Origin of the sequence: Paucibacter sp. PLA-PC-4 (genome assembly GCF_026241155.1) — a bacterium.
In the GTDB taxonomy this organism is placed as follows: domain Bacteria; phylum Pseudomonadota; class Gammaproteobacteria; order Burkholderiales; family Burkholderiaceae_C; genus Roseateles_E.
Map to the genome: position 1 here is coordinate 23824 of NZ_JAPFGP010000001.1, position 24745 is coordinate 48568.

Annotated in this window: 20 protein-coding genes and 1 riboswitch; of the genes, 16 read left to right on the forward strand and 4 right to left on the reverse strand. The window is 65.4% G+C overall.

Annotation, left to right across the window (positions count from 1 at the left end; translation table 11 throughout):
- Positions 1–81 precede the first annotated feature (81 nt).
- A complete protein-coding gene (locus OOZ63_RS00160; protein ID WP_266003274.1) occupies positions 82–2268 on the forward strand; it encodes a phosphocholine-specific phospholipase C in 2187 nt (728 codons plus the stop codon).
- A gap of 33 nt (positions 2269–2301) precedes the next feature.
- On the forward strand, positions 2302–2964 hold the full coding sequence (locus OOZ63_RS00165) for a PEP-CTERM sorting domain-containing protein (protein WP_266003275.1): 663 nt from the start codon (positions 2302–2304) through the stop codon (positions 2962–2964).
- Positions 2965–2971: 7 nt separating this feature from the next.
- Here OOZ63_RS00165 and OOZ63_RS00170 read toward each other — a convergent pair whose 3' ends face one another.
- Complete coding sequence (locus OOZ63_RS00170; protein ID WP_266003276.1) at positions 2972–3361, reverse strand: VOC family protein; 390 nt, start codon at positions 3359–3361, stop codon at positions 2972–2974.
- A 90-nt stretch (positions 3362–3451) separates the two neighbouring features.
- Here OOZ63_RS00170 and OOZ63_RS00175 point away from each other — a divergent pair, with 90 nt between their 5' ends.
- The 5 genes from OOZ63_RS00175 to OOZ63_RS00195 all read left to right on the forward strand — a co-directional run bounded on the left by OOZ63_RS00175 (position 3452) and on the right by OOZ63_RS00195 (position 11744).
- The gene (locus OOZ63_RS00175; RefSeq protein ID WP_266003277.1) at positions 3452–4789 is read left to right on the forward strand and encodes a M16 family metallopeptidase; all 1338 of its coding nucleotides are present in this window, start codon (positions 3452–3454) and stop codon (positions 4787–4789) included.
- Positions 4786–6258: a M16 family metallopeptidase gene (locus OOZ63_RS00180; RefSeq protein ID WP_266003279.1), complete on the forward strand. Its 1473-nt coding sequence runs from the start codon at positions 4786–4788 to the stop codon at positions 6256–6258. The genes OOZ63_RS00175 and OOZ63_RS00180 overlap by 4 nt, the downstream gene beginning before the upstream one ends.
- Before the next feature lie 23 nt (positions 6259–6281).
- Positions 6282–6462, forward strand: a riboswitch (yybP-ykoY riboswitch).
- A 12-nt stretch (positions 6463–6474) separates the two neighbouring features.
- Complete coding sequence (locus OOZ63_RS00185) at positions 6475–7056, forward strand: TMEM165/GDT1 family protein (protein ID WP_266003280.1); 582 nt, start codon at positions 6475–6477, stop codon at positions 7054–7056.
- A 227-nt stretch (positions 7057–7283) separates the two neighbouring features.
- A complete protein-coding gene (locus tag OOZ63_RS00190; RefSeq protein WP_266003281.1) occupies positions 7284–10043 on the forward strand; it encodes a TonB-dependent receptor plug domain-containing protein in 2760 nt (919 codons plus the stop codon).
- 126 nt (positions 10044–10169) lie between these two features.
- On the forward strand, positions 10170–11744 hold the full coding sequence (locus tag OOZ63_RS00195) for an esterase/lipase family protein (protein ID WP_266003282.1): 1575 nt from the start codon (positions 10170–10172) through the stop codon (positions 11742–11744).
- Between the two features lie 15 nt (positions 11745–11759).
- Here OOZ63_RS00195 and glpK read toward each other — a convergent pair whose 3' ends face one another.
- The gene (gene glpK / locus OOZ63_RS00200; protein WP_266003283.1) at positions 11760–13253 is read right to left on the reverse strand and encodes a glycerol kinase GlpK; all 1494 of its coding nucleotides are present in this window, start codon (positions 13251–13253) and stop codon (positions 11760–11762) included.
- A 19-nt stretch (positions 13254–13272) separates the two neighbouring features.
- Positions 13273–14037, reverse strand: coding sequence for a DeoR/GlpR family DNA-binding transcription regulator (locus OOZ63_RS00205; protein WP_266003284.1), 765 nt, complete (start codon positions 14035–14037; stop codon positions 13273–13275).
- Positions 14038–14214: 177 nt separating this feature from the next.
- Between OOZ63_RS00205 and glpD the strand changes: the two genes are divergently transcribed.
- The 8 genes from glpD to lepB all read left to right on the forward strand — a co-directional run bounded on the left by glpD (position 14215) and on the right by lepB (position 22981).
- The gene (gene glpD, locus OOZ63_RS00210) at positions 14215–15810 is read left to right on the forward strand and encodes a glycerol-3-phosphate dehydrogenase (RefSeq protein ID WP_266003285.1); all 1596 of its coding nucleotides are present in this window, start codon (positions 14215–14217) and stop codon (positions 15808–15810) included.
- A gap of 3 nt (positions 15811–15813) precedes the next feature.
- Positions 15814–16884, forward strand: coding sequence for an ABC transporter ATP-binding protein (locus OOZ63_RS00215; RefSeq protein WP_266003286.1), 1071 nt, complete (start codon positions 15814–15816; stop codon positions 16882–16884).
- Entirely contained in the window at positions 16884–18017 is a 1134-nt protein-coding gene (locus OOZ63_RS00220) for an ABC transporter ATP-binding protein (RefSeq protein ID WP_266003287.1), read from the forward strand. Before OOZ63_RS00215 ends, OOZ63_RS00220 begins: the two co-directional genes overlap by 1 nt.
- Positions 18014–18898 carry a carbohydrate ABC transporter permease gene (locus tag OOZ63_RS00225; protein WP_266003288.1) on the forward strand — a complete coding sequence of 295 codons (885 nt, stop codon included), beginning with the start codon at positions 18014–18016 and terminating at the stop codon, positions 18896–18898. Before OOZ63_RS00220 ends, OOZ63_RS00225 begins: the two co-directional genes overlap by 4 nt.
- Positions 18891–19703 (forward strand): carbohydrate ABC transporter permease, encoded by an 813-nt coding sequence (locus OOZ63_RS00230; protein WP_266003289.1) that lies wholly within the window; start codon positions 18891–18893, stop codon positions 19701–19703. The genes OOZ63_RS00225 and OOZ63_RS00230 overlap by 8 nt, the downstream gene beginning before the upstream one ends.
- A 10-nt stretch (positions 19704–19713) precedes the next feature.
- Positions 19714–20022 carry a DUF2160 domain-containing protein gene (locus OOZ63_RS00235; RefSeq protein WP_266003290.1) on the forward strand — a complete coding sequence of 103 codons (309 nt, stop codon included), beginning with the start codon at positions 19714–19716 and terminating at the stop codon, positions 20020–20022.
- Positions 20023–20109: 87 nt separating this feature from the next.
- Positions 20110–21846 carry an ABC transporter substrate-binding protein gene (locus OOZ63_RS00240; RefSeq protein ID WP_416234678.1) on the forward strand — a complete coding sequence of 579 codons (1737 nt, stop codon included), beginning with the start codon at positions 20110–20112 and terminating at the stop codon, positions 21844–21846.
- A 151-nt stretch (positions 21847–21997) separates the two neighbouring features.
- A complete protein-coding gene (gene lepB, locus OOZ63_RS00250; protein WP_323055710.1) occupies positions 21998–22981 on the forward strand; it encodes a signal peptidase I in 984 nt (327 codons plus the stop codon).
- Between the two features lie 47 nt (positions 22982–23028).
- Here the strand turns inward: lepB and OOZ63_RS00255 are convergent, their stop codons facing one another.
- Positions 23029–23496, reverse strand: coding sequence for a GNAT family N-acetyltransferase (locus OOZ63_RS00255; protein ID WP_266003292.1), 468 nt, complete (start codon positions 23494–23496; stop codon positions 23029–23031).
- Between the two features lie 223 nt (positions 23497–23719).
- Here OOZ63_RS00255 and OOZ63_RS00260 point away from each other — a divergent pair, with 223 nt between their 5' ends.
- Positions 23720–24745 (forward strand): GGDEF domain-containing protein, encoded by a 1026-nt coding sequence (locus OOZ63_RS00260; protein ID WP_266003293.1) that lies wholly within the window; start codon positions 23720–23722, stop codon positions 24743–24745.

The following is a 24745-nucleotide window of genomic DNA, read 5'->3' on the forward strand; positions in this document are numbered from 1 at the left end:
TTGAGCTTCATAAAGAGCTCCTAGATTGCGTCCCGTTCGACAACCAGAACGGGACCGCCGTCCCACAGGAGCCTTCCCACTATGAAGTCCCAGCAAGATCGCCGCAGTTTTCTGCGCAGCCTCGCCGCCGGCGCCGGTGCTTCGGCCGCCCTGGCCAGTTTCCCGCCCGCCATCCAGCGTGCGCTGGCCATCCCCGCCAACCACCGCAGCGGTACGCTCAACGATGTTGAACACATCGTGATCCTGACCCAGGAGAACCGCAGCTTCGACCACTACTTCGGCACGCTGGCCGGCGTCCGAGGATTCAGTGACCCCTTCCCTGTGCCGGTGCTGGATCGCCCGGGCACCTTCACGCGCAAGAGCGTGTTCGTTCAGCCCATCGGCACAGGTGCGCCGGTGCCGGGCCGCCCGGAGTGGGGCGGTGGCCGCACTGCGATCGCGCCCTTCCATCTGAACACCGAGCAGGACTTCTCCGTGATGCGCGTGGCCGGCACGCCGCACAGCTGGCCTGATTCACAGGCCGCCTGGGACCTGGGCCGCATGAACAACTGGCCTAAGGCCAAGCAGAACCACTCGATGGGCCACTACGCCCGCGCGGACCTGCCGTTCCAGTTCGCGCTGGCCGAGGCCTTCACGCTGTGCGACCACTACCACTGCGCCACCCAGACCGGCACCAACACCAATCGCCTGTTCCTGTGGACCGGCCATAACGACCCGCTGGCCGTGGCCGGCGGCCCGTCAACTGACAACAGCCGCGACAGCTTTAACACCAATCCTGCGACCGACTACACCTGGATCACCTATGTCGAGCGCCTGCAGGACGCGGGCATCAGCTGGCAGGTCTACCAGAACATGGCGGACAATTTCACCGACAACCCACTGGCGGGTTTCCGGCCCTTCCGCGACGCCTGGTACCAGCGCCCCGGCTACTCGCAGGTGCTGCGCGAGCGCGGCGTCAGCACGCGCGACCTCGACAAGCTCAAGGCCGACGTGCTGGCCGACAAGCTGCCCCAGGTCAGCTGGATCGTTGCCACCGCCGAAGGCTCCGAGCACCCCGGCCCCTCCAGCCCGGCCTCTGGCGCGGATTACACGGCCCGCGTGCTGGACGCGCTGACGGCCAATCCGGAGGTCTGGAGCAAGACCGTATTCCTGGTCAACTTCGATGAGAACGACGGCTTCTTTGACCATATGCCGCCGCCGGCCGCGCCGTCCTACGAGCTCTATGACGCCGACCCGAGCCGCGCCCGCCTGGCCGGCGCCTCGACGGTCGATACCGTAGGCGAGTACCACCATCACCTGAACGGCTCGAACGCGCTCTATCACCACCGTCCCTACGGCCTGGGCCCACGCGTGCCGATGTATGTGATCTCGCCCTGGAGCAAGGGCGGCTGGGTCAATTCTCAGGTGGCTGATCACAGCTCGGTGCTCCGCTTCATCGAGGCACGCTTCGGCGTGCAAGAGCCGCTTATCAGCCCCTGGCGCCGCGCGGTCAGCGGCGATCTGCAGAGCTGCTTTGACTTCCGCAATCCGGAGGACCAGCCCTTCATCCACCTGCTGCCCGAGACCGCCGCGTTGCGCGAGCGCGCCCGCGCGCTAACCAAGACCAAAACCCCGGCGACCCCGTCTAGCCTGACGGCGCCACTGCAGGAAGAGGGCGTGCGTCCGGCCCGCGCACTGCCTTACGAGCTGCAGGTGCAGGCCCGCCAGGACGGCGCCAGCCTGCTGCTCCGATTTGAGAACGAGGGTGAGGCCGGCGCGGTCTTCCATGTCTACGACCGCCTGGCGCTGGGCGCGCTGCCGCGCCGCTACACGGTGGAGGCCGGCAAGCAGTTGGAGGGGCGCTGGACGCCGGCCACCGGAAGTTACGACCTCTGGGTGCTAGGCCCCAACGGCTTCCATCGCCACTTCACTGGCTCGCTGACTCCGGTGACCAACAAGCCCCGGCCCGAGATCGAGGCCCGCAGCGACCGTGTCTACGGTGAGTTGCTGCTGCGCCTGCACAACCATGGCACGGTGGCGGCCAGCTTCGAGCTGCGCGCGCTGAAGTACAGCGACGAGCCTGTGCAGCTGCACAAGGTGGCCGCTGGCGCCTCGCTGGAGCTGCGCCTGCCGCTGGCCGAGAGCCGCCACTGGTACGACCTCTCGGTCAAGGTGCGCGAACTGGCCGGCTTCAGCCGCCGCCTCGCCGGCCATATCGAGACCGGTGAGGCCTCGATCAGCGACCCGGCCCTGGGTGGCCCGGCTGTGCTTGACCAATACCGCCCCTGAATCCCTGAACCCCTAACACTTCACGAGTCCATCATGAAAATCAAAAACCTTATCGCGAGCACCCTGCTGGGCCTCGTCGCCGGTCTCAGCCAGGCTGCCGTCTACGACCAGAACCTGATCGTCAATGGCGGTGCCGAACAGGGCACCAGTGGCTGGAATGGCTTCGATGAGTACGACTTCGTCCAGTCGGTCAGCTACGGCAATAACTGGGTCAAGCCCAGCGAGCCGGGTCCGGCCGACCGTGGCGCCCAGATGTTCACCGGTCTGGGCGCGCGCGCGGTGGCCTGGCAGTCGCTGGACTTGGATCAGCTCTCCGGCGCCGGGGACAGCTTCAAACTCAGCGGCTGGCTGGGCGGCTGGCAGGAGCAGGGCGACAACGCCAAGCTCTTCGTGTCGTTTCTGGACCTGTCCGGCCAGATGCTCGGCAGCACCGAGATCGGCCCGCTGAGCCCGGCCGATCGCGGCAACCAGACCGGCCTGTTCTATCGCGAGGCCAGCGGCCTGCTTCCGACCCAGACCGCCACCCTGCAGTTCTGGCTGACGATGGAGCGTCTGGGCGGCGGCGACAACGACGGCTACGCCGACAATCTGTCCTTTGTGCTGAGCGCAGCGCCGGTGCCCGAGCCCTCGACCTACGGCCTGATGGCCCTGGGACTGGTGGCGGTGGGTGTGGTGGTGCGCCGCCGCAAGGCCTGAGGGGTCATCAGCCCATCGGCGAGCACAGTTCCACCAGCGAGCCGTCTGGGCAGCGCACATAAGCGACGGTCTGGCCCCAGGGCTTGACGGTCGGCGCGGCCAGGCCGGTGGCGCCGGCGGCCACAGCGCGCTCATAGGCCGCTGCCACATCGCCTGTGGTGAAGCCGATCTCCATGCCTAGAGGGCGGGGGCTGGCGTCGGCGGCGACATAGTCGCCGCCGACGCTCTCCCGTGCGGTCGCATGGTCGACAAACGCCAGCGCGGTGGCGCCGGTCTCGAGTTCGCCATAGGCGCCGGACTCGTGAAGGAAGCGGCGCTGCAGGCCGAATGCGCGCTCGTAGAAGTCCAGCGAGGCGGCGACGTCGGCGACGTAGACGAGGGTGTAGGCGAAGTTCATCGGGCTTGGCTCCTAAGCATAGATGGGTGGTGACATCTTGCGCGGCCTCTGCTGACAGCCGCTGTCAGCATTGCCCTTATGCTGCGCGCCATGACTTTGCACCATGGTGTCCCTCGACGCAGCCTGCTGATCGCGGCGGCGGGGACAGGTCTTGCCAGTCTGGCGGCCGGCCTGCAGCTGCCGCCGCTGGCCTTCACGAGCCGTCAGCTGGTCAATGGGCTGACCGTGATGGCGCTGCCGGTAGCCAGCACCAGTGTCAGCGTGCAGCTCTGGTACCGGGTCGGCAGCAAGCACGATCCAGCGGGGCGCTCCGGCCTAGCCCATCTGTTCGAGCACCTGATGTTCAAGAGCACGCGGCATATGGCGAACGAGCAGTTCGATCGCATGACCGAGGATGTCGGCGGCAACAACAACGCCTTCACCGCTGAGGACATGACGGTCTACCACTGCACGGTGCCGTCCAACCACCTGGAGCCGGTGCTCTGGGCCGAGGCCGAGCGCATGGCCAATCTGAACCTGGACCAGGCCAATTTCGACAGCGAGCGGGAGGTCGTCAAGGAGGAGTTCCGCCAGCGCGTGCTGGCCGATCCCTATGGCCTGCTGTTCAACGCGATATCGAGCTACGGCTATCAGCAGCATCCCTACAAGCGGCCGGTGATCGGCAATATCGCCGAGCTCGACGCCGCTACGCTGCGTGATGTGCGTGAGTTTCACAGCGCCTTCTACCGGCCGGACAACGCGCTGCTGATCGTCGCCGGCGAGTTTGATGCAAGCCAGCTGGATCGCTGGGTCGACCACTACTTCGGCAGCATCCGCGCGCCGGCGAGCCCGGTGCCCAAGATCGCCAGCGCCGAGCCGCGGCGCGCGCGCGAGGAGTTTCATCATCTGCCGGCCCGAGCGCCGCTGCCGGCAGCGCTGGTCATCTGGCAGGGGCCCAAGGCGGCCAGCGAGCTGGCCCCGGCGCTCCAGGTGGCCCAGGCCCTGCTGGCCCAGGGTGATTCGGCCCGGCTGACCGAGGCCTTGGTATACCGGCAGCGGGTCGCACAAAGCGTGGGATTCGACGCGCTGCTGAATGCCGATGCCGGTCTGCTGGCCGCCTACGCGGTCTCGACCGGCGCCTTGAGCGGCGAACTTCTGCTCAAACAACTGGTGGCCGAGGTCGAGCGCCTCGCCCATGAGCCGGTGCTGCCCGAGGAGTTGGCCAAGGCCAAGGCTCAGCTGCTCAACAAGCTGCTGGTGGAGCGCGAGACGCCAGAGGGCCGCGCGCTGGCCCTGGGCCATGCCTTGCTGCTGCGGGGCGACGCAAGCCTGGCCGAGCGGGAGCTGGCGCAGCTGCAGGCGGTCGGCGTGGCCGATGTGCAGCGAGCACTGCGCCGCCATGTCTTGCAGGCTGCCAAGGTCTCAGTGCTGTACGGAGACAAGCGATGAGGCGCCGCCGCCTGCTGGCCGGGCTGCTGGCGGCGCCGCTACCGCCGGGCCTGCTGTGGGCACAGCGATTCGACCAGATGCCCGCACCTGGCCCGGCGCGGCCCTTGCCCCAGCCCCGGCTGCAGGAGTTGCGCCTGAGCAATGGCCTGCGCATGGTGCTGGCACAGCGGCGCGGCGTACCGCTGGTAACGGTCGAGCTGCTGCTGGGCCAGGCTGGCAGCCTGCTAGACCCGCAGGGTAAGGCGGGGCTGTCGCAGTTGGGTCTGCTGATGCTCAGCAAGGGCGCGCGACGCGAGGGCCAGGCGGTCGATGCGGCCGATATTGCCTTCGTCGCCGAGAGCCTGGGTGCTAGCCTCGAGATCGGTGACGGCAGCACCTCGGGGAGCCTGGGACTGACCCTGGCGACGCCGCAGCTGGACGACGGCCTGGCTCTGCTTGCCGATCTCTTGCAGCGGGCCACGCTGCCGCCGGCCGAGATCGAACGCGCCCGCGCCGAGCTGATCGCCAGCTTCCGGCTCAGCCTGTCCGATCCGGCCCTGCTGGCCCAACTGCTGGGCCAGCGCCTGTTCTGGGGCGACAGCCCCGCCGGCCAGATCGCGACGCCGGCCAGCCTGGCACGGCTGCGCCGGGAGGATCTGTTGGCCTTTCAGCGCCAGCAACTGCGGCCGGATTCCACAACACTGATACTGGCCGGCGACCTCGATCTGGGCCAGGCGCGTGCGCTGGCCGAGTCGCACTTTGGCGATTGGCGCAGCCTGCGCCCGGCCGGCCCGGCATTGCAGCCGCTGCGCGCGCAGCCGCTGCCGGTGCGGACCGTGCTACTGGATCTGAGCGGGGCCGGCCAGAGCGCAGTGCAACTGCTGGCGCCTTATCCCGGCAGCGAGGATGCGGCCGCCCAGCGCACCGGCATGCTGGCCAATGCGGTGCTGGGTCAGGGCTACTCGGCGCGGCTGAGTCAGGAGGTGCGCATCAAGCGCGGCCTCAGCTACGGCGCGGTCAGCCAGGTCGAGACCCTGCCCGGCGCCGGCACGCTGAGCGCCTATACCCAGACTCAGCACGGCCGGGCCGGCGAAGTGGCACGGCTGATGGCCGCCGAGCTGGTGCGGCTGGGCCGAGAGCCGGTCGGCGAGACCGAGCTGGCGGCGCGGCGCGCCAGCCTGATCGGCGCCTATGCGCGCCAGCTTGAGACCACCGCGGGTCTGGCCGGCCTGGTCTCCGAGCATCTTCAGCAGGGCCGGGACCTGGCCACGCTGGCCCAGCTCCCGCAGCAACTGGCGGCGGTGCGTGCCGAGCCGCTGCGCGAGTTCGCGGCGCGCTACTGGCGCGCCGACAGCCTGCGCACCGTGGTCGTCAGCGATCTGAAGGAGGCTGGCGCCGACCTGCGCCAGCTCGATCCGGGCGCTTGGGTGATTCCTTTCGAGCAGCTCGATCTGGGAAATCCGTCACTGCGGCGGCCGGCCGGGCGCTGAGGCCCCTTAATGACAGCGGCTAGAATAGGCCTCGTCATTGGGGAGTAGCCGCTGTAGCGATCATCCCGCTGCAGGCCCGCGTCAACACACTTGGTTCGTGAGAACCATGGCGCGGGCAGTGCCCACACCTGGCAAGACCTTTGACCATGCACCCTCGGTAACGGCCGGAGGCGGCATGGTCAATGCTGCACTTGCAGGCCGTGGAGTGTTCTCGCAATGGAAGCCTTTCTCGTCTCGACCGGCATCGTGGCCCTCGCAGAAATCGGGGACAAGACCCAACTCTTGGCCTTCTTGCTGGCCGCGCGCTTTCGCAAGCCTTTGCCAATCTGTCTGGGCATCCTGATCGCCACCGCCGTCAACCATGCCGGTGCCGGCGCGCTGGGCGCCTGGATTACCACACAGCTGAGCCCGCAGACGCTGCGCTGGGGTCTGGGACTGGGCTTTCTGGCGATGGCCGTCTGGACCCTGATCCCCGACAAGATCGACGAAGAAGAGGAGGGCGGCAAGGGCCTGAAACTGGGCGTGTTGGGCACCACGATCGTGGCCTTCTTCCTCGCCGAGATGGGCGACAAGACCCAGATCGCCACCGTCGCGCTGGCCGCGCAGTTCCAAGCTTTCGTGGCCGTAGTTGCCGGCACGACGCTGGGCATGATGATCGCCAACGTGCCCGCAGTGCTACTGGGCGACCGCATCGCGGGTCGCATCCCGGTGCGTCTGGTGCATGGCATCGCGGCGCTGATCTTTGCGGTGATCGGGGTGGCGACCTTGGCTGGCGCGGGTGCCAGTTTCGGCCTCTGATGCACGTCTAACGCAGCATCGGACAGACGGCAAGTGCTATTGGTTTGGCGGCTGGCACGCGCGATGCTGGCCCGCAACGTCGAGGGTTTCCCGCAGCCATGGTGCGCGCTGTGGAGCAAAAAATCCGCAACGCGAACTTCATATCGACTTGAGGTTGGGCTTACCAGTCCGGCCCGCAGCCTACTGAACCAGCACCCCCTGTTCATTCCCGTAGAGAGAGGATCCCCATGCTGAAACCCTCAAGGCTTTGCAAAGCCCTGGCGCTTGCCTTTGGCGGCGCTGCACTCGTCTATGTGCCGCAGGCTCATGCCCAGCAGCAATCGTTGGAGCGCGTCACGGTCACCGGTTCGTCGATCAAGCGACTGGAGTCGGAGACCGCGCTGCCGGTGACGGTGATCTCGCGCGAGCAAATCGAGAAGAGCGGGGCCAGCAATGTCGAGGACATCCTGCGTCGTGTTGCCGCTAGTTCGGCCATGCTGTCGGACGCGACCCAGGGCGTGGGCTACGCTACCAGCAATGCGAATATGCGCGGCCTGGGTGCCAACTCGACGCTGATCCTGCTGAACGGTCGCCGCCTGGCAGGCCATCCTTTCGGCTCCATCGGCGGCTCGGCGGCGGTGGACCTGAACAGCATTCCCTTTGCGGCGATCGAGCGCATTGAGGTGCTGCGCGACGGCGCCTCGGCCATCTACGGCACCGACGCAGTCGGCGGCGTGATCAACTTCATCACCCGCAAGGATTACAGCAAAGGCGAGCTGACCTTGCGCTACGGCGCGCCGGAAAAGAGCATCGGTGGTAGCGAGAAGACCGCGTCGCTGGCTTTTGGCATGGGCGACCTAGTCAAGGACGGCTACAACCTTCTGCTGACTGCCAACTTCAAGGACCAGGCGCGCGTCAAGGCAATCGATCAGGGCCTGTATCTGCGGCATGCTACCGAGGTGCCCGGCTCCTTCCCTCCCACATCGTTCCGCGGCTTCCCGGGCGCGATCTTCATCAATGACGGTGACCAGCTGGTCACCCCGGGTCAGTACACCGGCGCCGGTGCCGCGTTCTCGGCCTGCGACCCGGCCAACACCGTGGTTTCGAACACCGGCCCGACGCCCAGTGGCAATACTGCCCGCTACTGCCGTGCCATCTACGCGGCGATGCTGGACAACCTGCCGGATAGCGAGAAGACCGATGTCTACGGGCGCGGTACTTTCGCGCTGGGCGGCGGTCACCAGCTGTTTGTCGAGGGCTCGATCTCCCGCAACGCTACCGTTGGCCGCGTCGCGCCGACGCCGCTGGATTCCGGCGCGGCCAAGGTCAATCCCGACGGCACCTATCCGCCCTTCGCAATGCCCGTCACCAGCCGCTATTTCCCGGCGGCGCTGCTGACCGGCCTGGGCTACACCGCGGCCGACTGGGATCCCGATGGCAACGGCTTCGCGGAGATCGTCACCCGCTCGCTGGACATGGGTAACCGCATCAGCGACAACACCAACTCGCAGTATCGCTTTGTCGTCGGTGCCAACGGCCAGTTCGGCAGCTGGGATTACGACATGGGCGTGAACCTGTCGCAGGCGCGCGGCAAGCTGGTTTATGACGGCTACTTGCTACAGGCGCCGTATCTGGCGGCCTTAGCCAGCGGCAATATCAACCCCTTTGGCCCCAACGACGCAGCAGGTCTGGCGCTGCTGGACGCGGCCTCGCTGCGTGGTGAGGTGCGCCGCTCCAAGGGCACGACATTCGCCTATGACGCCAAGATTAGCCGCGAGCTCGGCCAGATGGGCGGCGGCGCCATGGCGGTGGCGCTGGGTGTGGACTTGCGCAAGGAGAAGGCCGAGGACCGACCGACCAATGCCAGCTACTCGGCCGGTCTGCATGTCGGCGGCGAGGGCTCGGTGCCGACCACGGTGGCCAGCCGCAATATCTATGCGGTCTTTGGCGAGCTTGCGCTGCCCTTCAGCAAGGAGTTGGAGGCGACGCTGGCGGCTCGCTATGACCGCTACAGCGATTTCGGCAGCAGCTTCAACCCGATGGCACGCCTGCGCTACCAGCCCAGCAAGCAACTGCTGTTGCGCGCCAGTGCCGGCACCGGCTTCCGCGCGCCGACGCTGTGGGACGTCAACAGCCCGGTGGCCAACACCAACACGGCCGACGCGCAGCAGGACTGGGACTGCCCGGTGGGCCAGGAGAACAACCCACGCTGCCTGACCCAGTTCAATGTGCAGCTGTCCAGCGACCCTAATCTCAAGCCCGAGAAGAGCCGGCAGTTCAGCTTCGGCGCGGTCTTCGAGCCCTCGCGCGATTTCACCATCGCGCTGGACTACTGGAATATCGAGAAGCGCGACACCATCGGTGTGATCACCGGCGACACCTTGATGGGCGACGAGGCGCTGTATCGCAAGTACATCAATCGCGTGAAGCGCTCGCCGGACGGCCTGCTGTCCTATATCGAGACGCCGGTCGAGAACCTGGGCAAGCTGGAGACCTCGGGCATTGATCTCGATATGCGTGGCGGCTTCAGCTACGACGGCGGCACCCGGGTTGGCCTCAGCTACAGCGGCACTTATGTGCTGAAGTACAAGACGCAGAGCGGCAAGGATGAGCCCATGATCGACTATGTCGGCCAAGCCACCGGCGGTATCGCACCGGTGCCGTCCTGGCAGCACACGCTCGGCCTGGACTGGAGCCGTGGTGATGTGAATGTGGCGCTAGAGCATGTGTTCACCAATGGATGGACCGAGTCGGCTGCCCAGGTGAATGCCAATCTGGGTGTCAACGCGCCCTACAAGGTCAAGGACACCTCGCGCTGGAACCTGGCAGTGACCTACAAGGGCTTCAAGAACCTGACCCTGCGCGTCGGTGCGCGCAATCTGCTGGATGACGCGGCGCCGTTCACCGCGTCGTCCAGCTATGGCTCGCATGCGGCCGGCTTTGCCGGATCCTTCGCCGACCCGCGCGGACGCTTCTGGTACGGAACGGCCACGTACCAGTTCAAGTAAGTAAGGAACGCTCCCACGCACCCCGCCATGGCTCGCCCTGGCGGGTTTTTGCTTCTCAGGATTGCCCGCTGCGGTGCGCGCGGGCTATAAGCGCGACAGGCCTAAGGACCTGTGGAGACAAGCGCCATGCATGAAGCCCCCTTCTTCCCCATCATCTATGTCCGCGGCTATGCGATGACCGAGGGCGAGCGCGACGAGACGGCGACCGATCCCTTCTGTGGCTTCAATCTCGGCTCCACCGTCTACCGCGCCAGCACCGACAAGCGCGACCCGCCGAAGAAGTTTGTCTTCGAGTCGCCGCTGCTGAGGTTGGCGGCTGAGTTCGGCTATGGCGATGTTTACGAGAACGGCCTGGGCATCACCGATGCCGACTGGCAGCCCCGCGCCGGCAACACCGGTCTGCCGGCGCGCTCGGTCATCATCTACCGCTATTACGACAGCGGCTCCAGCCTGTTCGGCGACGGCAAGCCGCGCGATATCGAGGACTACTCGCGCGGCCTGTCCGAGCTGATTCTGCGGGTGCGCGAGCTGGTGGTGGCGCAGGAAGGCATCGCCGCCAAGGACTTCCGCTGCTATCTGGTCGCGCATTCGATGGGCGGTCTGGTGGTGCGCGGGTTCATCCAGAACCCGGCACTGGGCAGCGACGAGGCGCGCCACGCGGTCGACAAGATCTTCACCTATGCGACCCCGCACAACGGTATCCAGCTGGGCGGCATGAAGGTGCCCGGCTGGCTTTCCTTTAACGACATCAACAACTTCAACCACGAGCGCATGGCCGGCTACCTGAATATGCAGGCGATCTACAAGAAGCACCAGCGCGTCGACTTTCTGCCCCAGGAGGCGTTTCCGATCGAGCGAATCTTCTGCATGGTGGGCACCAATCGCAATGATTATGAGGCGGGCATGGGCATCTCGCGCGCCTTTGCCGGCAACGGCAGCGACGGCCTAGTCAAGGTCGAGAATGCCTCGGTCTGGGGGGTCGACAAGCAGCTCAACGTCACCAAGACCTGCGCCACCGCCTATTGCTACCGTGCCCACTCGGGCTACTACGGCATCGTCAACAGCGAGGAGGCCTACCAGAACCTGTCGCGTTTTCTGTTTGGCGATGTGCGGGTCGATATCTGGATGCAGGTGGATCAGGTGCGGCTGCCGCAGAAGATTGAGGCCGAAACCGATGTGCAAGCGCTCTACCAGTTCGAGTTGATGGCGCGGCCACGCGGCAAGCGCTGGTTTCTGAGCCGCCGCAGCACCGAGGAGGACTCGCCCGCCTGCCGCACCCACCAGCAGCTGAGCCAGCAACAGACCAGCGGTGGAAATATGGTCTATCTGTCCAGCGTCTTTCTGGCCAACCGCGCCAAGGTCAGCAGCCATGACCGCACGCTGGCCTATGCGATGGACGTCGGCGTGCGCGTGCCCGATTACCAGGTCAATCAGCGTTTCTGGCCCGACCAGCATTTCGAGGGCAGCCACCTGTTCCGCGATAGCCTGCTGATCTCGCTGGAGCCACCGATCAGCGCGGGCGGCGACTGGCGCATCCTGCACAGCTGGGAGAGCCAGCGCATCGGTGTTGCGACCCAGGCCCTGACCTATGAGGCGGTCAAGGGTGGCGGCATCCGCATCGAGGTGGAGCTGCCGGCCGGCAGCAACAAGCCCGGCATCTCGGGCAAGGTGCTGCTGATCGTGTCAGCGTGGAATACCTGAGGCTAGGGCAGCGCCTTAGCTTGCGCAGGCCTGCCGCACAGCCCGTTCCCAGTTCGCCATCAGCTCGGCCGCACGATCACGCGGCATCGTGGGCAGGAATCGGCGCTCAGCCTGCCAGTTGCCGCTCAGCGCATCGAGGTTGCTGTAAATGCCCGAGGACAGGCCGGCCAGATAGGCCGCGCCAAGCGCCGTGGTCTCGATGACCTTAGGTCGCACGACTGGGATGCCTAGCAAATCGGCCTGGAACTGCATCAGCAGATTGTTGACGCAGGCGCCGCCGTCGACGCGCAGCTCCGAGACCGGTGCGCCGCCGGCGGCCACCGCGTCGCGGCTCATCGCCAGCAGCAGGGCTGCGCTTTGGAAGGCGATGCTCTCCAGCGCCGCGCGGGCGATATGTGCGACGGTGGAGCCGCGTGTCAGGCCGACGATGGCGCCGCGCGCCTCGGCGTTCCAGTAGGGTGCGCCCAGGCCGGTGAAGGCCGGCACGAACATCACGCCGCCGGCGTCGGGCACGCTCTCGGCCAGTCCTTGCACCTCGCCGCTGCCCTTGATTGCTTGCAGGCCATCGCGCAGCCATTGCACGACCGCGCCGCCGATGAAGACGCTGCCTTCTAGCGCGAACTCCGGGGTCGTGCTCGCCTGTGCGGCGCTGGTAGTGATCAGGCCGTTGCCCGAGGTCTGGAACTGCGCGCCGGTGTGCATCAGCATGAAGCAGCCAGTGCCATAGGTGTTCTTGGCCATGCCTGCCTTGAAGCAGGCCTGGCCGAACAGCGCGCTCTGCTGGTCGCCAGCGATGCCGCCTATCATGATCTCGGCGCCCAGGTGGGCGACGCTGACGCGGCCGAACTCGAAGGCCGAGGGATGCACCTCGGGCAGTACCGCGGGCGGGATGTCGAGCAGGGCCAGGAGCTCATCGTCCCACTCGTTCTTGTGCACATTGAACAGCATGGTGCGGGCCGCATTGCTGACATCGGTCGCGTGGACGCGGCCGTCGGTCAGTTGCCAGACCAGCCAGCTGTCTATAGTGCCGAAGGCCAGCTCACCTCGCTCGGCCTGGGCACGTGCGCCGGCCACGTTGTCGAGGATCCATTTCAACTTGGTGCCGGAGAAATAGGCATCAATCACCAGGCCAGTCTTGCGCTGTACCGTTGGGGTTAGGCCTTGCTCGCGCAGTGCGGCGCAGGTCGGCTCTGCACGGCGGTCCTGCCAGACGATGGCGTGATAGACCGGCTGCCCGGTCTTGCGGTTCCACACCACGGTGGTCTCGCGCTGGTTGGTGATGCCCAGGGCCTTGATGTCGGCGGCTTTCAGACCCGCCTTGGCCAGCACCTCGCGGGCGGTGGCCAGCTGACTTTGCCAGATCTCCAGCGCGTCGTGCTCGACCCAACCGGGCTGCGGGTAGATCTGGCGAAACTCGCGCTGCGCCATCGCGACGATATGTCCCTCGGCGTCAAAGATGATCGAGCGGGAGCTGGAGGTGCCCTGGTCCAGGGCGAGCAAATAGGTCATGGCTTGGTTTTCCCGTCGTTCAGTCGGCCAGCACCAGTTCAACGCCGGCATCGACCAGCAGCGTGGGGAAGGGCTCGGGCGGCGACTCGTCGGTGAAGAGTAAATCGATCTGCGGCAGCCGTGCGACCTCTGCCATCGCCGGGCGGTTGAACTTGCTGTGATCCGCGGCCAGCCAGACCTCACGCGAATGCTCGATGATGGTTCGTGCCACCATCACCTCGCGGTAGTCGAAATCGCGCAGCGAGCCGTCGCTTTCGATGCCCGAGATGCCGATCAGGCCGATGTCGACTTTGAACTGGCGGATGAAGTCCACCGCCGCCTCGCCGACCACGCCGCGGTCGCGCTGGCGTACCGTACCGCCCACCATCACCAGCTCGCAGTCGGGGTTGTCGCTGAGGATGGTGGCGACATTCAGATTGTTCGTGATCACCCGCAGTCCCTTGTGGTGCAGCAGCTCGCGCGCCACCGCCTCGGTGGTGGTGCCCAGGTTCAGGATCAGCGAGCAGCCGGCCGGGATGCGCGCCGCTATGGCGCGCGCGATGCGTGCCTTGCCGTCGGCCTGCAGGGCCTGGCGCTGGCGGTAGGCGATGTTCTCGGTAGTCGAGGCCGGCACGCGCACGCCGCCGTGAAAGCGCGCAACCAGGCCGGCCTCGGCCATGCGTTGCACATCGCGGCGCACCGTCTGCAGCGTCACGCCGAACTTCTCGGCAAGGGCTTCGACGCTGACCGAACCGCGTGCGCGCACCTCCTGCAGCAAATCGTTCTGGCGGGGATTCGGAATCATGAGGTGGCTAGCGCGTTGATGCACTTTTTTGGGGTGTGGGCGAGCCTAAAGCGAACTAAAACGAACCGTCACAGGGGTTTTCCCTCAGATGAAACGCACCAAAACGAGCTAAAAAGAAAAAAGAAGAACAAAATAGCGAACTCATTGATCCCGCTTTTGTTCGCCAGGAGACTCGCTTTGACCGCCAATCCATCGACTGCCCCGAGTGCACTGCCGCAGGCCGCGCCGGACCGCTACGACGTGCTCGTCGTCGGCGGCGGCATCAATGGTGCCGGCATTGCCCGCGACCTGGCCGGACGTGGCTGGCGGGTGCTGCTGGCCGAGCGCGACGATCTCGCTGCTCACACCTCGTCCTCGTCGACCAAGCTGATCCACGGCGGCCTGCGCTACCTGGAGTACTACGAGTTCTCGCTGGTGCGCAAGGCGCTGCAGGAGCGCGAGGTGCTGCTGAAGAGCGCGCCTCACATCATGTGGCCGCTGCGCTTTGTGATGCCGCATGACGCGGCGATGCGCCCGGCCTGGATGATACGCATCGGCTTGTTCCTCTACGACCATCTGGCGCGCCGTGAAGTGCTGCCGGGCTCCACTGGCGTGAACCTGCGGACCTCGCCGGTCGGCAAGCCGCTGAAGCCGAGCTACACCCGTGGCTTTATCTACTCCGACGGCTGGGTCGACGACGCCCGCCTGGTACTGCTGAATGCGCTCGATGCGGGCGAAAAGGGTGCCGAGCTGCTGACGCGCAGCATGGTCACGGCCGTGCAACGCGATGCGGAAGGTTGGACCGCGACGATTGCCGCGCCGTCCGGCGAGCGCACCGTGCGCGCCCGTGCCCTGGTCAATGCCGCCGGTCCCTGGGCCGAGAGCTTCCTACGCGGCATTGCGCGCCCAGCGCGCGGTGAGGCACTGGCGACCAAGAGCCTGCGCCTGGTCAAGGGCAGCCACATCATTGTCAAGCGCTGCTTCGAACACGACCACGCCTACATCTTCCAGAACCCCGACAAGCGCATCATCTTCGCCATTCCCTACGAGGGCGATTACACGCTGATTGGCACTACCGATGTCGAGCTGCCGCAGGAGGCGCTGGCAGGTCTGAGCAAGGCGAGGATCGACGAGAACGAGATTGCCTATCTGTGCGAACAGGCCAGCCGTTACTTCGCCAAGCCCGTCGCCCGCGAGGATGTGGTCTGGAGCTATGCCGGCGTGCGCCCGCTGCTCGACGACGCCTCGGGCGATCCCTCGGCAGTCACGCGCGACTACCTGCTGGAGACCAACACCCAGGGTGCGCCGCTGCTGAGCGTCTGGGGCGGCAAGATCACCACCTTCCGCAAGCTGGCCGAGGATGCGGCCGATATGGTCGGCGGCATGCTCGGTGATAAGCGCAAGCCCTGGACCGAGCACGCCCATCTGCCTGGCGGCGATCTGTCGTCCTGGATCGGCGCAGCGCAGCGTCCCGACACCGACTTCGAGCGCCTGGTGGCGGCGGTGCAAAAGCGCCATGCCTATCTGCCGCCGGCGCTGGCGCGCCGCCTGAGCCGGGCCTACGGCGCGCGGGTTTCGCGCGTGCTGGGCGGCGCGGCCAGCCTGGCCGAGCTGGGGCAGGAGGTGGCGCCGGGGCTGTTTGACATCGAGCTGCGTTATCTGCAGCGCGAGGAGTGGGCCCGCAGCGCTGACGACGTGCTGTGGCGCCGTTCTAAGCTGGGCCTGCATTACACCGAAGCCCAGCGCGCCGCCGTGGCCGCCTGGTTCGAGACCAATACCGTTGGGAAAGACTGAACGATGCAACTCGATATGCAGGGCATCAGCCACCGGGTCGGTGCGGCGACGCACCTCTACCCGCTGGACCTGAAGCTGCAAACCGGCGCGGTCACCGTGCTGCTGGGCGCGACCCAGGCGGGCAAGACCACCTTGATGCGATTGATGGCGGGCCTGGACCGACCCACCGTCGGCCGGGTGATGGCCGACGGCGTCGACGTGACCGGCGTGGCGGTGCGCGAGCGCAATGTCTCGATGGTCTATCAGCAGTTCATCAACTACCCGTCGATGACGGTGCGCGACAACATTGCCTCGCCTCTGAAGCTGCGTGGTGGGATGGACCGCGCTGCGATTGCCAAGCAAGTCGACCAACTTGCCGAGCGCCTGCACATCGAGATGCATCTGGACAAGCTGCCGGCCCAGCTCAGCGGCGGCCAACAGCAGCGCGTGGCGCTGGCCCGCGCTTTGGCTAAGAACGCACCGCTGATGCTGCTCGACGAACCCTTGGTCAATCTGGACTATAAGTTGCGCGAGGAACTACGCGAGGAGCTGAGCCAGCTCTTTGCCGTCGGCGGCTCCACCGTGGTCTACGCCACGACCGAACCGGCCGAGGCCTTGCTGCTGGGCGGATACACAGCCGTGATGGATGCCGGCGAACTGCTGCAGTACGGGCCCACGGCCGATGTCTTCCACCGCCCGGCCTCGCTGCGCGTGGCCCGTGCCTTCAGCGATCCGCCGATGAATCTGCTGCCGGCCACCGGCCAGGGCGGCCGCATTGACTTGATGCCCGGCCTGCCACTGGAGCTGGCGGCCAGCGGGCCAGTGACGGTGGGCGTGCGCGCCAGCGCATTGCGCGTGCAGACCCGGCCGGGCGATATCGCGATCAAGGGCAGCGTCGAGCTGGCCGAGATCTCGGGTTCCGACACCTTTGTCCATGTGCACAGCGAGCTCGGGTCCTTGGTGGCCCAGTTGACCGGTGTGCATTACTTCGACCTGGGCGCGCCGATCACGCTGTACCTGCAGGCCTCGCAGGCCTATGTCTTCGGTGTAGATGGTGCGCTGATGCTGGCACCCGACAGAAAGGCTGGCCACTGATGGCACGCATCGACCTCGACCTGGCCCACGCCTACAGACCCAATCCTCAGCAGGATAGCGACTACGCGCTGCTGCCGCTGAAGATGAGTTTCGATGATGGCGGTGCCTATGCCTTGCTGGGGCCCTCGGGTTGCGGCAAGACGACCATGCTCAACATTATTTCCGGCTTGGTGCAGCCCTCGCACGGCACCGTGACCTTCGACGGCCGTGATGTCACCCGGCTGACACCACAGGCGCGCAATATCGCCCAGGTGTTCCAGTTTCCGGTGATCTACGACACGATGACGGTGGCGGAGAACCTGGCTTTCCCTTTGAAGAATCGCGGTGTTGCGCCCGCCAAAATCAAGGCGAGGGTCGGCAAGATCGCCGAAATGCTGGAGATGAGTGGCCAGCTGAACCAGCGCGCCGCCGGCCTGACGGCCGACGCCAAGCAGAAGATCTCGCTGGGCCGCGGCCTGGTGCGCGAGGACGTGTCGGCCGTGCTGTTCGACGAACCGCTGACCGTGATCGACCCGCATCTGAAATGGCAGCTGCGTCGCAAGCTCAAGCAGATCCACCACGAGCTGAAATTGACCCTGATCTATGTGACCCACGACCAGGTGGAGGCGCTGACCTTTGCCGACCAGATCGTCGTGATGACGCGTGGCCGCGCGGTCCAGGTCGGCAGCGCCGATGCGCTGTTCGAGAAGCCCCAGCACATGTTTGTCGGCAATTTCATCGGCTCGCCGGGCATGAACTTCCTGCCGGGCTGCTTCAAGGCCGGCGTGCTGCAGATCGCCGGGCAAGAACTGGCCCTGGAGTTCGGCGTGCTTTACCAGCAGCTGGAGCGCTCCGGCGCGTTCACGCTGGGCGTGCGGCCCGAGTATGTGGAGCTGGTCGGCGAAGGCGCGGCCGGCGCGTTGCGCGCGACGGTGGCCAAGGTGCAGGATATCGGCACTTACTGGCTGATCAGCGCCCGCATTGGCAATGGTGCGGGAGAGGTCGACGTCAAGCTTCGCCTGAACGCGCAGGACCGCCCGCCCGCCGCCGGTGACGCGGTCTGGCTACAGGTGCTGGGAACGCACACGTGCTTCTACGGCCGCGATGAGCAGCTGATTAACGCAAGCAACAACAAGACCGAGGCTCACGCATGAAGCCCATCAATCAAAAAGCCTGGTTCCTGGTCCTGCCGGTGTTCCTGTGCGTGGCCTTTTCGGCCATCCTGCCGCTGATGACCGTCGTCAACTACTCGGTACAGGACATCATCTCGCCCGAGCGACGTGTCTTTGTCGGCACAGAATGGTTCGCCGCGATGATGCGTGACGAGGAGCTGCATGCCGCGCTGTGGCGTCAGCTTGGCTTCTCGCTGGCGGTGCTGGCGGTCGAGATCCCGCTGGGCATTGCTTTGGCTTTGTCGATGCCGGCCCAGGGCTGGAAGTCCTCTGCCGTGCTGGTGATGGTGGCGTTGTCGCTGCTGATCCCGTGGAACGTTGTCGGCACGATCTGGCAGATCTATGGCCGGGCCGATATCGGCCTGATGGGCGCCGCGCTGCAATGGCTGGGCGTCGACTACAACTACACCGGCAATGCCACCGACGCCTGGCTGACCGTGCTGGTGATGGATGTCTGGCACTGGACGCCGCTGGTGGCGCTGCTGGCCTTCGCCGGCCTTCGCTCCATCCCCGATGCCTACTACCAAGCCGCGCGCATCGACGGCGCGAGCAAGTTCGCGGTGTTTCGCTACATCCAGCTGCCCAAGATGCGCGGCGTGCTGATGATTGCGGTGCTGCTGCGCTTCATGGACAGTTTCATGATCTACACCGAGCCCTTTGTGCTGACCGGCGGCGGGCCCGGCAACGCGACCACCTTCCTGAGCCAGTACCTGACGACCAAGGCGGTTGGCCAGTTCGACCTCGGCCCGGCCGCCGCCTTCTCGCTGATCTATTTCCTGATCATCCTGCTGCTGTGCTTCATTCTCTACAACTGGATGCAAGCCCTCGGCCAAGCTGAAAAAACGGAGGCCGCCCATGGATGAGCGCCGCTTTAAGAAGAGATCCCTCTTCCTGATCGCCTACTTGCTGTTCGCGCTGCTGCCCATCTACTGGATGGTCAATATGAGCTTCAAGACGAATGAGGAAATCCTCTCGAGCTTCAGCTTCTTCCCGGACAACTTCACCTGGGCCAACTACGTCACGATCTTCACCGATCCCTCCTGGTACTCGGGCTATATCAACAGCCTGATCTATGTGGGCATCAACACGGTGATCTCGATCACAGTGGCGCTGCCGGCCGCCTATGCCTTCAGCCGCTACAGCTTTCTGGGCGACAAGCATGTGTTCTTCTGGCTGCTTACCAACCGGATGACGCCGCCCGCGGTGTTTCTATTGCCCTTCTTCCAGCTCTACACGACGATGGGCATGATGGACACGCACATCGCGGTGGCGCTGGCGCATCTGCTGTTCAATGTGCCGCTGGCGGTGTGGATTCTGGAGGGCTTTATGAGCGGTATCCCTCGAGAAATAGACGAGACGGCCTATATCGACGGCTACAGCTTCCCGCGCTTCTTCGTGACCATCTTTCTGCCGCTGATCAAGGCCGGCGTCGGCGTCGCCGCCTTCTTCTGCTTCATGTTCTCTTGGGTGGAGCTGTTGCTGGCCCGTACCTTGACCAGTGTTAATGCCAAGCCCATCGTCGCGACCATGACCCGCACCGTCAGCGCCTCCGGCATGGACTGGGCCACCTTGGCCGCAGCCGGCGTGTTGACCATCGTGCCGGGCGCCATCGTGATCTGGTTTGTCCGCCACTACATCGCGAAGGGTTTCGCGATGGGCCGAGTTTGAGGAGCCGCTGATGTTTGAATGGATGTACTGGACCACGCCGGTCGCCGTGTTCTTTGTCTGCATCGTGCTGATGCTGGCCGGCATGACGGTGTGGGAGCTCAAGTCACCCACCGTGATGCGCAAGGGCTTTCTGCCGCTGAAGACCACACGCGGTGACCGGCTCTTCATCGGACTGCTAACGGCCGCCTATATCAACCTGGCCTTTGTCGGCCTGGCCGGCCGCATGGCCGAGTGGTGGGCGCTGGAGAGCGAGCCCAGCATCTGGATCAGCTTCGTGATCTCGATGGCGGTGCTGGCCCTGATCATGCGAAAAGGCTAGACAAGTTTGATGGATTCGGCCCCCTCCTCCCCCGGGGCCGCATCACGCTGTTCGGGGGATTCATCAGAGGAGACAAGAGTAATGATGATGCAGCACAAGAAGTTTTCAGCGCTGGCCGTCGCCGCCGCGCTGGCCGTTGGGGCGTCCGGCGCCTGGGCCGGCGAGCCCGAGGCCAAGAAGTGGATCGACGCCGAGTTCCAGCCCAGCACACTGAGCAAGGACCAGCAGATGGCCGAGATGAAGTGGTTCATCGAAGCGGCCAAGAAGCTGCAGGCCAAGGGCGTCAAGGAGATCTCGGTGGTGTCCGAGACCATCACGACCCACGAGTACGAGGCCAAGACCCTGGCCAAGGCCTTCAGCGAGATCACCGGCATCACGGTCAAACATGACCTGATCCAGGAAGGCGATGTGGTCGAGAAGCTGCAGACTTCGATGCAGTCCGGCAAGAGCATCTACGACGGCTGGATCTCCGACTCCGACCTGATCGGTACGCACTATCGCTACGGCAAGATCATGAACCTCACCGACTACATGGCCGGTGCGGGCAAGGAATACACCAACCCCGGTCTGGACTTGAAGGACTTCATCGGCACCAGCTTCACGACCGCGCCCGACGGCAAGCTCTACCAACTGCCCGACCAGCAGTTCGCCAACCTGTACTGGTTCCGTGCCGACTTGTTCGCCCGCAAGGACCTGCAAGACAAGTTCAAGGCCAAATATGGCTACGACCTCGGCGTGCCGCTGAACTGGAGCGCGTACGAGGACATCGCCGCCTTCTTCAGCGAAGACGTCAAGAACATCGATGGCAAGCCCATCTACGGCCATATGGACTACGGCAAGAAGGACCCTTCGCTGGGTTGGCGCTTCACTGATGCCTGGCTGTCGATGGCCGGCACCGCCGACAAGGGCATCCCGAACGGCATGCCGGTTGATGAATGGGGCATCCGTGTGGCGGCCGACAAGTGCACGCCGGTGGGCGCCTCGGTCAGCCGCGGCGGCGCCACCAACTCGCCCGCCGCCGTCTACGCGCTGACCAAGTACGTGGACTGGATGAAGAAGTACGCGCCCAAGGAAGCCACCGGCATGACCTTCGGCGAAGCCGGCCCGGTGCCCGCCCAGGGCCAGATCGCGCAGCAGATCTTCTGGTACACCGCTTTCACCGCCGACATGACCAAGCCGGGCCTGCCGGTGGTCAATGCCGACGGCACGCCGAAGTGGCGCATGGCGCCCGGCCCGAACGGACCGTACTGGAAGGAAGGCATGCAGAACGGCTACCAGGACGTGGGCAGCTGGACCTTCTTCGCCAATCACGACGCCAACAAGACGGCTGCCGCCTGGCTCTATGCCCAGTTCGTTACTGCCAAGACCACCAGTCTGAAGAAGACCATCGTCGGCCTGACCCCGATTCGCGAATCGGACATCCGCTCTAAGGCGATGACCGATATGGCGCCCAAGCTTGGTGGCCTGGTCGAGTTCTACCGCAGCCCCGCTCGCGTGGCCTGGACGCCCACCGGCACCAACGTCCCCGATTACCCGAAGCTGGCCCAGCTCTGGTGGAAGAACGTGGCCCAGGCCGTCACCGGCGAGAAGACCCCGCAGGGTGCGATGGACACGCTGGCTGAGGAGATGGACCAGGTGATGGCCCGTCTGGAGCGCGCCGGCATGGCCAAGTGCGCGCCCAAGCTCAACAAGAAGGAAACCAACGCCAAGTGGCTGAGCGACAAGGGCGCCCCGTGGGCCAAGCTGGCCAACGAGAAGCCCAAGGGCGAGACCATCGCCTATGACAAGCTGCTGAACGCTTGGAAGGAAGGGCGCGTGCGTTAAGCACTCGTTGCACGGCCAACCGAAGAGAAAAAGGCGTCGCCCTCAGGCGACGCCTTTTTTCTGGGTGTGCCCGGCATGAACGCACCTACTTGGAGGTGAAAGTCCTCTACCAGCCCGGCAAGGGGAATGGTTAGCCAATGGCAAGGGCTCCGTGGGCGACTGTGGGTTTGAAGGAATCCGGATGGTCGACGGTTGGATGAAGAGCGAGGGCCACTGCCGCAATCTGATGAATCCGGCCTTCAGCGAGCTCGGGCTGGCCTGTGTGCAGCAGAGCCATAGCAATTCCGGCAGCACGGTGAACTGGGCCTGGACCCAGGTGCTGGCAACACCGCGCAAGGGCCGGCCGACCATTCATACAACCCAACCCTCTGCTCGCCGCCGCCGGTTCTCGGTGGTCGGCCGGGCCGGCCACACTGGGCGCCATGTTCTTCTTCGAGCGCTGTCCATGAATGCAGATGTCAAGCCGGACACCAACTGGCTCAAGGCCAACCGGGGCTTCCTCGTCCTCCTGCTGTGCTTCGGTCTGCTGCGCACGGCCATCGCAGACTGGAACCCGGTGCCCAGCGCCTCGATGCGGCCCAGCATCCTGGAGGGCGATGTGGTGCTGGTGAACCGGCTTGCCTATGACGCCAAGCTGCCGCTCAGCGAGATCAGCCTGGCCCGGCTCGGCGAGCCGCAGCGAGGCGACATCGTCACCTTTGCCGCGCCGACGACCGGCGTGCTGCTGATCAAGCGCCTGGTGGCGCTGCCGGGCGACACGGTCGAGCTGCGCGACGGCCGCCTGCTGATCAACGGCGAGGCGGCGCATTACAGCGCTGCGGAGGCGGCGCTCGAAACCCTGGGGCCCTACCGGGTAATGGCGGCGACTCGCAGCACCGAGACGGTGGCGGGCAGCAGCCGTCGCGTCCAGCATCTGTCGGGCCTGGACGCTGCCGGGCAGTTCGGGCCGCTGCGGGTGCCGGCGGAGCACTACTTCATGCTGGGCGACAACCGCGACAACAGCGTGGACTCGCGCTTCATCGGCGCTGTGCCGCGCCGCCTGCTGGTGGGCCGGGCTCATCACATCTTGCTGTCGGCCGACATCACCGACCGCTGGCAGCCGCGCTGGGAGCGCGTGGCGGCGGCGCTGCGCTGATGGCGGTCCGCCGCAGGGCGGCATCGTCTGTCCGGGCGATGACGGCGTCAGACCGTCAGCACCGCCAGCATGTCCTGACCCTCCGCATCCAGCCCCTGCTCGACGAAGCCGTGACGGGCATAGAGCCGGCATGAGCCTTCGTTGCCCGGGTGGTAACAGATCTCGATCTCGCGCAGCCCTGGCCGCTTGCGGATCTCGTCGATCGCCAGTTGCAGCGCCCGGCTACCCAGCCCCTGGCCCTGCAGCGGGGCGCTAACCATGAAGCGCCAGATCGAGATGCGCTCGGCCGTCTCGGGCACCCACATCATGAAGCCGGCGACCTGCTCGCCGAGGTAGATGGCGCGCACGACGTAGCCGGGGTTGTAGGCCGCCTCGACCAGGGACCAGCAGTTGTCGGCCAGCATGCGCTGCTGCTCGGGCGGCAGCGGCAGGTCGCAGACGGCCTCGTAATTGTCTTTCGTCACCGGCCGCAGACTGATCTCGGCCGGGTCCGGGCGTCTTGCCGGGTTTGTCATTGCTGGTGTTCCTCCGGCCGTAATTGTCGGGGCGCCGTGGCGCTCCATGCCTCAGTCATTCTTTTTTGGCAAGCTCCCATGAGCAAAGGCAACAGTGCGGCTTGCCGACGCACCGCCTTGGGTCATACTGGGCTTGCAATAAGAGAACTGCCTAGGGATGTCTATGACGAGCAATACACGAACATCCACAGGCCTTTCCAGTGTGCTCAAGCAATTGGGGAAGATGACGGCGATCCGCGACACCTACCTGGTGGAGCAAAGCCTGCTGCGCACCTTGGGGCCTTTGTTGGGGGTCAGCGAGACCTCGCTGTACCGGGTCGACGAGCATGGCGAGATCCTGCGGACGCTGCATCACTCGCGCCGCATTGAGGCGCAGCAAGACGGCGTGCAGCGCGTCGCCGAGCAGGTCGAAGAGCTCACCAACGAGCAGTGCCTGCCAGAGGAGGTGCAGGCCCTTTTTGAGAATGTCCGTATGCTGGATAAGTCTTGCAGCCGTGTTGACAGTGAGAACGGCTTCATCGTCTGCTACCCCATCCACGGTGGCGGCGAGATCTGCGGCTATTTCCTGCTGCGGCGCGAGCGCGAGATCACGCCGATGGAAGACGCCATCGTGCTGGGGGTGCTGGAGGTGTTCAATAACTTCTATGCCCTGCTCGATACCAGCCAGCGCGACCGCCTGACCGGCCTGCTGAACCGCTACTCGCTGGAGCTCAATCTCGACCGCCTTTGGAGCCTGCTCCATGCGCGCATGCACGAGCCGGCGCCGGCGGAGCCCGGCCCGGCCCGGCGCGATCCGGTGCCGCAGCGGTACTGGCTTGGCGTAATGGATGTGGACTACTTCAAGAAGATCAACGACGGCTACGGCCACGTGATTGGTGACGAGGTGTTGATCGTCGTGGCCCGGTTGCTGAAGGCGGCTTTTCGGCGCTCCGATCTGATCTACCGCTACGGCGGCGAGGAGTTCATCGCCATCATCGCGGCTAATGATCTGGAGTCGGCGACACTGGCTTTCGAGCGCGCTCGCAAGAAGATCGAGAGCTTCAAGTTCCCCCGCGTCGGCCAGGTCACGATCAGCGGCGGCTTCAGCGGCGCTGATCCGGTGGTGCTGCCGCAGGAAGTCATTAACCGCGCAGACAGCGCGCTCTACGAAGCCAAGCGGGGCGGTCGCAACCGCATATGCCACTACGAGAGCTTGATCCAGCAGGGCTCACTGAAAGAGGTCAGTCCGGGCAGCGTCGATCTGTTCTGA

Excerpts from the sequence above, each read along its gene's own strand:
- OOZ63_RS00190 (WP_266003281.1), top strand. The coding sequence starts at position 7,284 with ATGCTGAAACCCTCAAGGCTTTGCAAAGCCCTGGCGCTTGCCTTTGGC.
- OOZ63_RS00205 (WP_266003284.1), bottom strand. The coding sequence starts at position 14,037 with ATGATTCCGAATCCCCGCCAGAACGATTTGCTGCAGGAGGTGCGCGCA.
- OOZ63_RS00255 (WP_266003292.1), bottom strand. The coding sequence starts at position 23,496 with ATGACAAACCCGGCAAGACGCCCGGACCCGGCCGAGATCAGTCTGCGG.
- OOZ63_RS00175 (WP_266003277.1), top strand. The coding sequence starts at position 3,452 with ATGACTTTGCACCATGGTGTCCCTCGACGCAGCCTGCTGATCGCGGCG.
- OOZ63_RS00160 (WP_266003274.1), top strand. The coding sequence starts at position 82 with ATGAAGTCCCAGCAAGATCGCCGCAGTTTTCTGCGCAGCCTCGCCGCC.
- OOZ63_RS00165 (WP_266003275.1), top strand. The coding sequence starts at position 2,302 with ATGAAAATCAAAAACCTTATCGCGAGCACCCTGCTGGGCCTCGTCGCC.
- OOZ63_RS00225 (WP_266003288.1), top strand. The coding sequence starts at position 18,014 with ATGAAGCCCATCAATCAAAAAGCCTGGTTCCTGGTCCTGCCGGTGTTC.
- OOZ63_RS00170 (WP_266003276.1), bottom strand. The coding sequence starts at position 3,361 with ATGAACTTCGCCTACACCCTCGTCTACGTCGCCGACGTCGCCGCCTCG.
- OOZ63_RS00235 (WP_266003290.1), top strand. The coding sequence starts at position 19,714 with ATGTTTGAATGGATGTACTGGACCACGCCGGTCGCCGTGTTCTTTGTC.
- OOZ63_RS00260 (WP_266003293.1), top strand. The coding sequence starts at position 23,720 with ATGACGGCGATCCGCGACACCTACCTGGTGGAGCAAAGCCTGCTGCGC.
- OOZ63_RS00220 (WP_266003287.1), top strand. The coding sequence starts at position 16,884 with ATGGCACGCATCGACCTCGACCTGGCCCACGCCTACAGACCCAATCCT.
- glpK (WP_266003283.1), bottom strand. The coding sequence starts at position 13,253 with ATGACCTATTTGCTCGCCCTGGACCAGGGCACCTCCAGCTCCCGCTCG.
- OOZ63_RS00180 (WP_266003279.1), top strand. The coding sequence starts at position 4,786 with ATGAGGCGCCGCCGCCTGCTGGCCGGGCTGCTGGCGGCGCCGCTACCG.
- OOZ63_RS00185 (WP_266003280.1), top strand. The coding sequence starts at position 6,475 with ATGGAAGCCTTTCTCGTCTCGACCGGCATCGTGGCCCTCGCAGAAATC.
- OOZ63_RS00195 (WP_266003282.1), top strand. The coding sequence starts at position 10,170 with ATGCATGAAGCCCCCTTCTTCCCCATCATCTATGTCCGCGGCTATGCG.
- OOZ63_RS00230 (WP_266003289.1), top strand. The coding sequence starts at position 18,891 with ATGGATGAGCGCCGCTTTAAGAAGAGATCCCTCTTCCTGATCGCCTAC.
- OOZ63_RS00240 (WP_416234678.1), top strand. The coding sequence starts at position 20,110 with ATGCAGCACAAGAAGTTTTCAGCGCTGGCCGTCGCCGCCGCGCTGGCC.
- OOZ63_RS00215 (WP_266003286.1), top strand. The coding sequence starts at position 15,814 with ATGCAACTCGATATGCAGGGCATCAGCCACCGGGTCGGTGCGGCGACG.